We start from the raw sequence: 12,301 nt of genomic DNA, 5'->3' as shown, positions 1-12,301 counted from the left end.
GCAAGCTCCGCGCCATGCGCTGCGGTATTTGCCTTCGGAGTGGCCGGGCAGCTCATGCCTTGTTCTTGTTGTAGACGTCGACAAACACCGCGGCCAGCAGCACCACGCCCTTGATGACCTGCTGGTAATCGATGCCGACGCCGAGGATGGACATGCCGTTGTTCATCACACCCATCACGAAGGCGCCTATCACTGCCCCCATGACCTTGCCCACACCGCCCGAGGCTGAAGCCCCGCCGATGAAGCAGGCGGCGATCACGTCCAGCTCGAAACCCAGGCCGGCTTTGGGTGTGGCCGTGTTCAGGCGTGCGGCGAACACCAGGCCCGCCAGCGCTGCCAGCACGCCCATGTTGACGAAGGTGTAAAAGGCCAGACGCTCGGTTTTGATGCCCGACAGCTTGGCGGCCTTTTCGTTGCCGCCCAGGGCATAGACCCGCCGGCCTATGGTCGTGCGGCTGGTGACGAAGTCGAACAGGAAGATCAGCAGCGCCATCACGATCAGCACGTTGGGCAGGCCTTTGTACGAAGCCAGCAGGTAACTGAAATAAACCAGCAATGCGGCAAACACAGCTGTCTTCGTGAAGAAGATGACCGCAGGTTCGGCCTGGATGCCGTGCTTGAGCTGGTTCGCCCGACCGCGCAGGCCTGCCACTGCCAGCAGGCCCGCCACAGCCACGCCCAGCAGCAGGGAAGTCATGCGCAGGCCTTCCGCGTTCAGCAGGTCGGGCATGAAGCCGGAGCTGAGCATCTGGAAGGAGTCGGGGAAGGGGCCCACCGACTGTCCCTGCAGCAGCGCCAGCGCCAGCCCCTTGAACACCAGCATGCCCGCGAGGGTGACAATGAAGGAGGGAATGCGGAAGAAGGCGATGAACCAGCCCTGGGTGGCGCCTATCAGTGCGCCGCAGGCAAGGCACAACAGCGAGGCGGGCACAAAATGCCACTCGTACTGCACCATCAGAACGGCTGCCAGGGCGCCTATGAAGCCGCACACCGATCCCACCGACAGGTCGATGTGCCCCGCCACAATGACCATCAGCATGCCCAGCGCCATGATGACGATGTAGCTGTTCTGCAGCACGAGATTGGTGAGGTTGAGGGGCTGCATCAGCGTGCCCTCGGTCATGTACTGGAAAAAGGCCATGATGGCCACCAGCGTGATCAGCATGCCGTACTCGCGGAAGTTGTGCTTCAGGTAGTCGAGCGGCGATTTGTCGCCGTTTGAAACTGCCTCGGCAGGCTGGGTGGTGGCGTCGGGGTGTTTGTTGTTCATCTTCTCAGCTCGCTTTCACGATCGCTCGCATGATCTTTTCCTGGGAGGCTTCCGCAGTCGGCATTTCGGCGATGAACCGGCCCTCGTTCATCACGTAGATGCGATCCGACATGCCCAGCAACTCGGGCATTTCCGAGGAAATGAAGACCACACATTTCCCCTCGGCCGCGAGCTGGGCGATAAGGGTGTAGATCTCGTACTTGGCTCCCACGTCGATGCCGCGCGTGGGTTCATCGAGGATGAGAACCTCGGGGTTGGTGAAAAGCCATTTGCTGAGCACCACTTTCTGCTGGTTACCGCCCGAGAGGTTGACGGCTTTTTGCCCGACGCCCGAGCAGCGGATGCGAAGTTTGTCCCGGTAACGCTGCGCGACCTGGTATTCACGGCCACTGTTGATCACGGCCGCGGTTGAAACACCGTCGAGATTGGCCAGCGACACATTGAACTGGATGTCTTCCCCGAGTACTAGGCCATTGCCCTTGCGATCCTCGGTGACATAGGCCAGGCCATGGCGAACGGCTTTCTCCACTGTGCTCACGTCGATGGCTTTGCCATACAGCAGCACCTGGCCGTTGATCCGGTGTCCCCATGAGCGGCCAAAAATACTCATCGCCAGCTCGGTGCGCCCGGCGCCCATCAACCCGGCGATGCCGACGATCTCGCCGCGGCGCACCTGGAGGTTGACGCCCTTGATGAACTGCCTGTCGGTGTGCAGCGGGTGGTGGACATTCCAGTCGCGCACTTCAAACACGGTCTCGCCGATTTGCGGCTGGCGTGGGGGGTAGCGATCAGCCATTTCCCTGCCCACCATGCCGCGAATCACGCGGTCTTCGCTGACGGTGTCGGCGCGGCAGTCGAGTGTTTCCACCGTGCTGCCGTCGCGCAGGATGGTGATGGCGTCCGCCACGCGCGAAATCTCGTTGAGCTTGTGCGAAATCAGGATGCAGGTGATGCCCTGGCCCTTGAGCTCGAGCAGCAGGTCCAGCAGCGCCTGGCTGTCGGTTTCGTTGAGGCTGGCCGTGGGTTCGTCGAGGATGAGCAGCTTCACCTGCCGGGACAGCGCCTTGGCGATTTCCACCAGCTGCTGCTTGCCCACGCCGATGTCGGTGATCAACGTGGCTGGCGACTCCTTGAGGCCCACTTTTTTCAGCAGGGCCTGCGTCTTGCTGTGGGCGGCCATCCAGTCGATCACGCCGTGTTTTGCGGTTTCCTTGCCCAGAAAGATGTTTTCCGCAATCGACAGCAAAGGCACCAGTGCCAGCTCCTGGTGGATGATGATGACGCCCAGCTGCTCGCTGTCATGGATGCCCATGAAGCGGCGCTCCTGTCCGTCGTAGACAATCTCGCCACTGTAGGAGCCGTGCGGATGGACGCCCGAAAGCACTTTCATCAAGGTCGATTTGCCGGCGCCGTTTTCGCCGACGAGGGCGTGGATTTCACCGGCGCGAACGCGCAGGTTGACTTTGTCCAGCGCGACCACCCCCGGAAAGGTTTTGCGGATGTCGCGCATCTCGAGAATCGTTTCCAATGCCTGTCCTTTGGTGCAAAAGTGGTTCGCACCTTTGAGCGCAGACGGTCCCGTGCCTCGCGGCGCGGGACCGTCTGCTTCAACGGGTTACTTGATCTGCGACTCTTTGTAGTAACCGCTGCCTATCAGTACCTTGTTCCAGTTGGAAGCATCCACTGCCACCGGCTTGAGCAGGTAGGAGGGCACCACCTTCACGCCGTTGTTGTAGGTCTTGGTGTCATTGATCTCGGGTTGCTTGCCGGAGAGCGTGGCGTCCACCATGTTGGCCGTCACCTTGGCCAGCTCGCGCGTGTCCTTGAACACGGTGGAGTACTGCTCGCCCTTCAGGATGGATTTGACCGAGGGGATTTCCGCGTCCTGGCCGCTGACCACCGGGCAGGGTTGCTGCGCCGTGCAGTAACCCACACCTTTGAGGGAGGACAGGATGCCGATGGACAGGCCGTCGTACGGTGACAGCACTGCGTGGATCTTGTCTTTACCGTAATAGGCCGACAGCAGGTTGTCCATGCGCGCCTGCGCCACCGAACCGTCCCAGCGCAAGGTGCCCACCTTGTTCATGCCCATCTGCTTGCTGCGCACCACCAGTTTTCCGCTGTCGATGTAGGGCTTGAGCACACTCATGGCGCCGTCGTAGAAGAAAAAGGCGTTGTTGTCGTCGGGCGATCCGCCGAAGAGCTCGATGTTGAAGGGCCCCTTGCCCTGCTTCAGCCCCAGCTTGTCGACAATGGACGTGGCCTGCAGCACGCCGACCTGGAAGTTGTCGAAAGTGGCGTAGTAGTCCACGTTTTTCGAACCCTTGATCAGCCGGTCGTAAGCGATGACCTTGACGCCCTTGTCGGCCGCGTTCTGCAACGCCTTGGACAGCGTGGTGCCGTCGATGGAGGCGATCACCAGCACTTTCACGCCCTTGGTGATCATGTTCTCTATCTGGGCCAGCTGGTTCGGGATGTCGTCGTCAGCGTACTGCAGATCGGTCTTGTAGCCGCGTTCCTTGAGCACCTTGACCATGTTGTCGCCGTCGGCGATCCAGCGGGCCGAGGACTTGGTCGGCATCGAAATGCCGATGCTGCCCTTGTCTTGCGCCCAGGCCGCTGGCGCGATGCCGACAGTGCTCAGGACGAGGCCGGCCAGCGCGGCTTGAAGAAATGTACGCTTCATGAAGTTGTCTCCTTGGAATGTTGGGGGGTGCGCCCCAGTATCAGGCGCACCGTCGGGAATGCAGATCAGTACTTACGCTTGGGGAATTCCTTGGCGGCTACTTCCATCGGAAAAATGCCTTCTTCGGTAACGATACGTTTCTGAACCGGTTTGCCGGCCTTGATGTCCTTCACGGCTGACATCAGCTGCGGGCCCAGCAGTGGGCTGCATTCCACCGACACATTGAGCTTGCCGGCGATCATGGCTTCGAAGGCGCCCTTCACGGCGTCGATCGAGATGATGGTGATGTCCTTGGCCGGCTTCATGCCTGCTTCTTCAATGGCCTGGATCGCGCCTATGGCCATGTCGTCGTTGTGCGCGAAAAGTACATTGATCTTCTTGCCTTCGGCCTTGAGGAAGGCTTCCATCACTTCCTTGCCCTTGGCGCGGGTGAAGTCGCCGGTCTGCGAACGGATGATCTTGAATTTGGGGTCGGCCTTGATGATTTCTTCAAAACCCTTCTTGCGGTCGATGGCAGGTGCCGAGCCGACAGTGCCCTGCAGTTCCACGATGTTGACCTGGCCGCTCGTGCCTTTCATTTTTTCAACCAGCCAGCGGCCTGCCTTGCGGCCTTCTTCCACAAAGTCGGAACCCATGAAGGAGACATACAGCGAGGTGTCCTTGGTGTTCACCGCGCGGTCGGTCAGCACGACGGGGATCTTGGCGGCCTTGGCTTCACGCAGCACGGTTTCCCAGCCCGACTCGACCACCGGCGAGAACGCGATCACATCCACTTTCTGCGCAATGAAGGAGCGGATCGCCTTGATCTGGTTCTCCTGTTTCTGCTGGGCATCGGAGAACTTGAGCTCGATACCGGCCTCCTTGGCTGCCGATTTGATCGACTCGGTGTTGGCGGTACGCCATTCGCTTTCTGCACCGACCTGGCTGAAGCCCAGCACAATGGGTTTCTGGGCCAGGACCGAGGCCGGCAGCAGTCCGGCAAGGGGGGCGCAGGCAAGTGCGGCAGCGAGGGTGCGACGGTTCAGCTTCATATTGTCTCCTTGGTTGAAATAAAAACTAACAGCTCTCTGGTGATCTTCAGTGACTCAGGCTAGCACGTAGCCGGTCTTGACAGTGGTATAAAACTCCGCGGCATAGCGACCCTGTTCACGCGAGCCATAACTTGACCCTTTGCGTCCGCCAAACGGCACGTGGAAATCGACGCCGGCGGTGGGCAGGTTGACCATGGTCATGCCGACCTCGGCGTGACGCCTGAAATGCGTGGCGTGTTTGAGCGAGGTGGTGCAAATGCCCGCGCACAGGCCGAACGGCGTGTCGTTGGCCAAAGCCAGCGCGTGTTCATAGTCGTCGGCGCGCAATACGCAGGCGATGGGCCCGAAAATTTCTTCGCGCGCGACGCGGTGTTCCGGCCGGGCCAGGAACAGCGCGGGGCTCATGTAGTGCCCGGGTGTCGGGCGTTCCAGCAACTCGCCGCCCCAGACATGCTCGGCACCTTCGTTACGCGCGATGTCCAGATAGGACTGATTCTGTTCAAGCTGGCCGCGGTCAACCACCGGCCCGATATCGATGCCGCGCTCCAGCGCGTGGCCGACCTTGAGCCCTGCCAGACGGTTGCGCAACCGGGCAACAAATGCGTCATGCACCGGCTCTTCAACAATCAGGCGGCTCGATGCCGTGCAGCGCTGGCCGGTGGAGAAGTAGGAGCCTTGCACCGCGCATTCGATGGCCTGGTCGAGATCGGCGTCAGCCAGAACCACCAGTGGATTTTTGCCGCCCATTTCCAGTTGCACCTTGGCGCGGCGTGCGGCGGCGGACTGGAGAATGCGCTCGCCGGTGGCCATGGAACCGGTGAAGCTCAAGGCATTCACCAGGGGATGGTCCACCAGCGTTTGCCCGACTTCGCGGCCGCTGCCCATGACCAGATTGAAGACACCGGCCGGGAGCCCACAGCGGCTGATGATTTCTGCCAGCGCCCAACCGCAGGTGGGCACCAGCTCGGCAGGCTTGAAGACCACGGTATTGCCATAGGCCAGTGCGGGTGCAATTTTCCAGGCCGGTATGGCAAAAGGGAAATTCCATGGCGCAATGATTCCCACCACGCCGACGGGTTCCCGGGTGACGTCGACCTGGATGCCCGGCCGGACCGAGGCCATGGTCTCCCCGGGAATGCGCAGCGCTTCACCCGCGAAGAATTTGAAGATCTGCCCGGCGCGCGCCACCTCGCCAATGCCTTCCGGCAGCGTTTTCCCTTCTTCCCTTGCCAGCAGCATGCCCAGCTCGTCCTTGCGCGCCAGGATTTCATTGCCTATCTGGTCGAGGACGTCGGCGCGACGCTGCGGGGTGCTGTGGCTCCAGTGCGGCAGGGCATCGGCTGCGGCGCGGATCGCCAGTTCGGTCTGGTTGCGGTCGGCCCGTGCGTACTCGGCCACCACTTCCCGGGTATCCGAAGGGTTTTCGCTGGTCCCGGTGGTGGTACCGGTTTCCCAACGGCCATTGATGTAGTGCCGGGCACTTTGCTGCATCTCGCCAAACTTCATGAAAGCCTCTTTTTCATATCGGCCTGCAGTCTAGGATTGATTTTGATATCAATCCAATCGTTTTTTTGACAAAATGCATATCAATCCATGCATTCTGGAAAACCCGATGAGCACTTACAACCACTGGTTCATACGCGCACGGCTCAAAACCCGGCAATTGCTGCTGCTGGTTGCCCTGGCTGAGGAGGGCAATATCCATCGCGCCGCGCAGGTGCTCAGCATGACGCAGCCCGCCGCCTCCAAGCTGCTCAAGGATCTGGAAGACGTTCTGGAAGTACCACTGTTCGAGCGCCTGCCCAGGGGCATGCGGCCGACCTGGTACGGCGAAACCATGATCCGGCACGCACGGATGGCGCTGGCCAGCCTGAACCAGGCGCACGACGAGCTCACCGCGCTCAAGACCGGTCACTTCGGGCAGGTCGGCATAGGCGCGATCACTTCGCCCGGGCTGGCCCTGCTGCCGCCGGCGGTCGCCCTCGTCAAGCAGGAACATCCGAGCCTGCGTATTTCACTGGACATCGAAACCAGCCCGGTGCTGCTGGAGCGGCTGGAGCAGGGCAAGCTCGACATCCTCGTGGCGCGCCTGTTTGCCGAGCACGACAAGACGAACCTGCGCTACGAACCCCTGACCGAGGAACCGGTGTGCGCCGTGGCGCGGCCGGGGCACCCGCTGCTGGGCATGACGGGCCTGACCCTGCGCGACGTGGTGGCGGCCGGCTGGATTGTGCCGCCTGCGGGCAGTGTGCTGAGGCACCGGTTCGAGCTGATGTTCCAGGAAGACGGGCTCGCACCGCCCATCAACGTGATCGAGTCATCGGCACTGCTTTTCATCACGCGTATGCTGCAGCAAAGCGACATGGTGGCGGTGCTTGCGGCCGATGTGGCGCGGTATTACGCGGCGCATGGCATTGTTTCGGTGTTGCCGCTGGCCATGCCTTGCCACATGGACGCTTTTGGCATCATCACCCGCACCGACCGGCTGCCATCGCCCGCCGCCAAGGTCATGATGAAGGCGCTGAAAACCGCGAGCCTGACGCTTTACGGTCGCAAGCTGGAACTGGACTAAGGTCAGACCCAGCCGGCGTCCACCTTGAATTCCTGCGCGGTGCACATGGCGGCATCGTCGGAAGCGAGGAACAGCACCATGCGCGCGATGTCATGGGGCAGCAGCTTGTCGGGCAGACACTGGTTGCGCTGGATTTCCTTCTCGCCCTCGGCATCCAGCCAGAGCTTGATCTGCCGCTCGGTCATGACCCAGCCCGGCGACACGGTGTTGATGCGGATGCGGTCCTGGCCCAGCGTTTTCGCAAGTCCGCGCGTCAGGCCGTTCACCGAGGATTTGGCAACGGCGTAACAAGGGTAGCCGGCGCCCTTGCCTTGCCAGCCGGTCGAGCCCAGGTTGATGATGGACCCCGCGCCCAGCCGCTGCATGCCCGGCACCACCGACTGGATGGCGAAAAAGGCAGGCCGTTCATTGATCGCCATGCGCTCGTCGTAATAAGCCGGCGTGACCGACTCCAGGCTGTGCCGGTCGTCGCTGGCAACGTTGTTGACCAGTACCGAGAAGTCTCCCAGCGCCCCGGCCGCCTCGGTGATGGCTGCCTGCAGCGCGGCCACGTCCCGTACGTCGCAGACACGCCACCAGGGTGGCTCCTGCCCTGCCTGCACCAATTGCTGCACCAGCGCCTCACTGGCTTCCTTCGCGACATCAACAAAAGCCACACGGGCACCCTGCTGGGCGAAAGCAGCCACGATGGCAGCCCCTATGCCGCTTCCTCCGCCGGTGACAAAAACCGGGCGCTTGTTCAGGCTGGGAAATTGGGACAAGGTACCGCTTGCGGGCGCTGTGCGCGTGATGGGTGAGTTCGAATTGTTTAACATTGCAATTTATGTATCAATAAATATAAAAATAATAAGTTTCCAACATCACTATGCATTGATATGATCCACCGCGTCAAGAGGCCCCTTCGAACGGAACGGCGCATACGCACAGACCCGCAACTTGGAGACATGAGTGAGTCCGATTCCAGACAGCGCTGCAGGCACGGATCGACAGCCCCTGAGCACGCCGGTGCTGGGTACGGTTGAATGTGTCCATCCTGCCGGGGCGCGCCTGGGTGAGGGCGTGTTGTGGTCGCCGCGTGAACAAGCCCTCTATTGGGTGGACATTCTTGGGTGCCGCCTGCACCGTTACCACCCGGCCAGCGTCACGCGCACCACCTGGTCTTTTTCGGAAGAAATTTCCGCGCTGGCCGAACGGGCCCACGCGCCCGGCCTGATCGTGACCATGCGCCGCGGCTTCGCGCTGTTTGACCCCGCGGCCGACGGCGAACCGCACTATCTGCACCAGCCGGAGCCGGCGCTGCCGGGCAACCGTTTCAACGACGGCAAGTGTGATGCGCAAGGCCGCTTCTGGGGCGGGACCATGGACTTTGACTGCGTGGCGCCCACCGGTGCGCTTTACCGGTACGACCCGGACGGCCGCTGCACCCGTCACGACGAAGGTTTTGCCGTGACCAATGGTCCGACCTGGTCTGCCGATGGCCGTACCCTGTATTTCAACGACACGGTCAATGGCCGCATCCACGCGTATGACTTCGACAGCGCGGCGGGAACGCTTTCAAACAAGCGGCTTTGGCTGGCCTTTGCAGCCGGCGACGGTGTGCCCGACGGCATGACCACGGACGCCGCCGGCCGGCTGTGGATAGCCCACTGGGGCGGCGCCTGCATCAGCTGCCATGATCCCGTGAGCGCGCAGGAACTCTGCCGCGTGCCGTTGCCAACAAGCCATGTGACCAACTGCGCCTTTGGCGGGCCGGACTTGCGTACCCTCTTTATCACCACTGCCCGCAGCGGGCTCACGCCTGAACAACTTGCTGCCGAACCGCTGGCCGGTGGCCTGTTTGCCGCTGCCGTCGACAGCCCGGGGCTGCCTGCCGGCCTGTTCGGCGGCTGATCGCCGTGTTGCCCGCTGCACCCCAGATTGTTTTGTCCATGAAAGTTTTTCCATGACCGAATCCGCCCATCCTGTGGTCTGGCTGCGCCACGCCGGCCATCACCTGGGCCTGGTTCCCTCGCTGGGCGGCAGCGTGGCCGCCTGGCAACTCGACCGCCCGCAGGGCCGCCTCGACCTCTGGCGGCCATGGGACGGCAAGACAAGCGATCTTTACCAGACAGCCTCGTTTGCCATGGTGCCGTGGTCCAACCGCATCAGCGGCGGCGGCTTCACGCATGAGGGGCAGTTCCACGCCATGCGCCCGAACCGCGCCGGCGAGCCCTATCCCATCCACGGCGACGGCTGGCTGCAGCCCTGGCAGATTTCGCAGCCGGCCGCCGACACACTGGTGATGACGCTGACATCGCATCGCTTTGACGGCAACCCGTATGACTATGAAGCCATGCAGACTTTCCGGCTGGTGGAGGGCGGGCTGGACCAGCAAGTGCATGTGCGCCACCTCGGAGCAGAGCCGCTGCCTTACGGCCTGGGCGTGCACCCCTGGTTTCCCCGCACGCCGGCCACGCGGATCACTGCGCCGGTGCGGGGTCTCTGGCTCTGCGGCGACGACCCGCTGCCGGTTGCGCACACGACCCGTTTCCCGACGGGCTGGAACCTGAACGAGGGCGCGCCGGCCAACGGCCCGCTCATCGACAACGGCTACACCGGCTGGGGCGGCCAGGCCAGCATTGCCTGGCCCGAGCTGGGCCTGGAGCTCACGGCCCGCATGCCGGACTTCGAGCAGGACGGCGGCGCCGCGCAGCACTTCTGTCTGATCTACCGGCCCCCGCAGGGACCGGCTTTCTGTTTTGAGCCCATCACGCAACCTATCGACGCCTTTCATATGCCTGGCCAGCCCGGACTGCGTGTGCTCGGCCGGGGTGAACAGTTCTCGCTCAACATCCAGTGGCGTGTCGCGCCGCTCGCGACAGCAGCCTGAACTCCGGTACGCCCGCAGGCAGGGCTGCGGGCGATTTTCAAACCTGACCTGCCAGACGTCGTGCGGCTTCGAGCACGGGCTTGACATGGCGTTCGGTGTAGCGGTTGGCCGGCATGGTCAGCGTCAGCGCCCCGGCCAGCGTACCGTCGGCCTTGAATACCGGTGCCGAAATGCCGGCCACTTCGGCCAAGCGGTCGCCGACGGCCGTGTAGTACCCTTGCTCCCGGATTTTTGCGTAAAGTTGACGGTCTTTTTGGCTTCCAGCCCTTATTCCACAGGCGCCAAACGCTATCAAAATACGAGCGCCTGTGCCGCGGTCGGCCGGCAGCACATCGCCCGCACGGATGTGGTCGCGGATGGGATGGGGCGAGTCCACCCGGTACAGGCACAGGCGGGCTTCTCCCTGGCGAACATGGTAGGCCGCGCTTTCACCTGTGGCGGCGACCAGCTCGCGCAGCACAGGCAGCACCACCTGATCCAGCGAAAAAGAGGCGGCATACACGCCATGCAGACGGGCGACTTCGGCGCCGAGGGCATAACGTCCGTCGCCGAGTTTTTGTACCAGCCGCGCGTGTTCCAGCGAAGCCAGCAACCGGAGCGCCGTGCTTTTATACAGTTGCGTGCGCTGTGCCAGCTCGACCAGGCCCAGCACGCTGTCGCCCGACCTGAACGCCGACAGCAGCGTGAGTGCACGGTCCACGGCGGCGGCACCGCCCGGAGCGGCGTGGGCATCGGCAATGGATTCGGTGCGGGCTTTGCGCGGCATGGCTGCTCTCCAGTTCGGAGCCTTGCTTGACAGAGGCAAGACCTTCAGTCAGCATTCCAATAGAAAGAATACAGTTCTATCTTACAGAACAGTGAACATCATGCAAGCTCCCCTTCAAAACCATGTGCTGATCAGCGAGGTCGGCCCGCGCGACGGCCTTCAAAGCGTCTCGCGCACCATGGCCACCGACTACAAGCTGCGCTGGATCACGGCCCTGTACGACGCCGGCCTGCGCGAGATTGAGGTCTGCTCGTTTGTGCCGGCCAAACACCTTCCGCAGATGGCCGATGGCGCCAAGGTGGTGGAACATGCCTTGAGCTTGCCGGGCCTCACGGTGATGGCGCTGGTGCCGAACCGCCGCGGGGCGCAAAGCGCGCTGAAGGCCGGTGTGCACAAGCTGACGGTGCCGGTGTCGGCCAGCGCCGCCCATTCGCTGGCCAATGTGCGCAAGACGCGCGATGAAATGGTTGAGGAAATACGCGCCATTGCCGCGCTGCGCAGCGAACTGGCACCCCAGGTCCAACTCGAAGTCGGTATCTCAACTGCTTTCGGCTGCACGCTGCAAGGAGATGTGCCCGAGGACGACGTGATCCGCCTGGCCGCGCAGTGTGTGGCCGCCGGTGCGGACGAATCCGGCTTGTCGGACACGGTCGGTTATGCCAACCCCACGCAGGTGCGCCGCCTCTTCAGAAGGCTGCGTGCCGAGATTGGCGACAGGGCCGGTGCCGCGCACATGCACAACACGCGTGGCCTGGGTCTGGCCAATTGCCTGGCCGCCTGGGACGAAGGTGTGCGCACGTTTGATTCGTCCCTGGGCGGGCTGGGGGGCTGCCCCTATGCGCCGGGCGCCTCCGGCAACGTGGTGACGGAAGACCTGGTCTTCATGTTCGAGGCCATGGGGCTGTGCACCGGCGTTGACATCGGCAAGCTGCTTGCTGCGCGCGTGCCGCTCAGGGCAGGGCTGCCGGGTGAGCCGATCTATGGCATGACACCCGAGGCCTGCCTGCCCAAAGGTTTTGTGCAGGGAGTCGCCTGTGTCTGAGGCCACCGCTTCCGCCGGACAGAAAACCCTGCCCTTTGCGGGCATCCGTGTCGTCGAATTCACCC

The 12,301-nt window shown here is 62.7% G+C and carries 11 protein-coding genes; 4 read left to right on the top strand and 7 right to left on the bottom strand.

Going from position 1 to position 12,301, the window contains the following annotated elements:
- Nucleotides 1-52: 52 nt before the first annotated feature.
- The 5 genes from mmsB to WA904_RS01515 all read right to left on the bottom strand — a co-directional run bounded on the left by mmsB (nt 53) and on the right by WA904_RS01515 (nt 6,493).
- Complete coding sequence (mmsB, locus tag WA904_RS01535) at nt 53-1,270, bottom strand: multiple monosaccharide ABC transporter permease (RefSeq protein ID WP_425195361.1); 1,218 nt, start codon at nt 1,268-1,270, stop codon at nt 53-55.
- 4 nt (nt 1,271-1,274) lie between these two features.
- Nucleotides 1,275-2,780, bottom strand: a complete 1,506-nt coding sequence (gene mmsA / locus WA904_RS01530) for a multiple monosaccharide ABC transporter ATP-binding protein (RefSeq protein WP_425195375.1) — start codon at nt 2,778-2,780, stop codon at nt 1,275-1,277.
- A 105-nt stretch (nt 2,781-2,885) separates the two neighbouring features.
- Nucleotides 2,886-3,956, bottom strand: coding sequence for a multiple monosaccharide ABC transporter substrate-binding protein (chvE, locus tag WA904_RS01525; RefSeq protein WP_425195360.1), 1,071 nt, complete (start codon nt 3,954-3,956; stop codon nt 2,886-2,888).
- Between the two features lie 65 nt (nt 3,957-4,021).
- The gene (locus WA904_RS01520) at nt 4,022-4,987 is read right to left on the bottom strand and encodes an ABC transporter substrate-binding protein (RefSeq protein ID WP_425195359.1); all 966 of its coding nucleotides are present in this window, start codon (nt 4,985-4,987) and stop codon (nt 4,022-4,024) included.
- Between the two features lie 54 nt (nt 4,988-5,041).
- Entirely contained in the window at nt 5,042-6,493 is a 1,452-nt protein-coding gene (locus WA904_RS01515) for an aldehyde dehydrogenase family protein (RefSeq protein ID WP_425195358.1), read from the bottom strand.
- Between the two features lie 106 nt (nt 6,494-6,599).
- On the opposite strand from WA904_RS01515, the gene WA904_RS01510 reads away from it, so the two are divergent.
- Nucleotides 6,600-7,559 carry a LysR family transcriptional regulator gene (locus WA904_RS01510; RefSeq protein ID WP_425195357.1) on the top strand — a complete coding sequence of 320 codons (960 nt, stop codon included), beginning with the start codon at nt 6,600-6,602 and terminating at the stop codon, nt 7,557-7,559.
- Between the two features lie 2 nt (nt 7,560-7,561).
- On the opposite strand, the gene WA904_RS01505 is transcribed toward WA904_RS01510, so the two are convergent.
- Complete coding sequence (locus WA904_RS01505; protein ID WP_425195356.1) at nt 7,562-8,374, bottom strand: SDR family NAD(P)-dependent oxidoreductase; 813 nt, start codon at nt 8,372-8,374, stop codon at nt 7,562-7,564.
- Nucleotides 8,375-8,507: 133 nt separating this feature from the next.
- Here WA904_RS01505 and WA904_RS01500 point away from each other — a divergent pair, with 133 nt between their 5' ends.
- Both WA904_RS01500 and WA904_RS01495 read left to right on the top strand, forming a co-directional pair.
- Nucleotides 8,508-9,449: an SMP-30/gluconolactonase/LRE family protein gene (locus WA904_RS01500; RefSeq protein ID WP_425195355.1), complete on the top strand. Its 942-nt coding sequence runs from the start codon at nt 8,508-8,510 to the stop codon at nt 9,447-9,449.
- Between the two features lie 52 nt (nt 9,450-9,501).
- Complete coding sequence (locus tag WA904_RS01495; RefSeq protein ID WP_425195354.1) at nt 9,502-10,428, top strand: aldose 1-epimerase; 927 nt, start codon at nt 9,502-9,504, stop codon at nt 10,426-10,428.
- A 37-nt stretch (nt 10,429-10,465) separates the two neighbouring features.
- On the opposite strand, the gene WA904_RS01490 is transcribed toward WA904_RS01495, so the two are convergent.
- Nucleotides 10,466-11,194, bottom strand: coding sequence for an IclR family transcriptional regulator (locus WA904_RS01490; RefSeq protein ID WP_425195353.1), 729 nt, complete (start codon nt 11,192-11,194; stop codon nt 10,466-10,468).
- Between the two features lie 100 nt (nt 11,195-11,294).
- Between WA904_RS01490 and WA904_RS01485 the strand changes: the two genes are divergently transcribed.
- Nucleotides 11,295-12,236, top strand: coding sequence for a hydroxymethylglutaryl-CoA lyase (locus tag WA904_RS01485; RefSeq protein WP_425195352.1), 942 nt, complete (start codon nt 11,295-11,297; stop codon nt 12,234-12,236).
- Nucleotides 12,237-12,301 lie beyond the last annotated feature (65 nt).

The sequence above is a fragment of the Polaromonas sp. genome (assembly GCF_049790275.1).
GTDB lineage: Bacteria > Pseudomonadota > Gammaproteobacteria > Burkholderiales > Burkholderiaceae_C > Polaromonas.
Note: the sequence above shows the minus strand (reverse complement) of the source record. Positions and strands in the feature narration are given on the sequence as shown.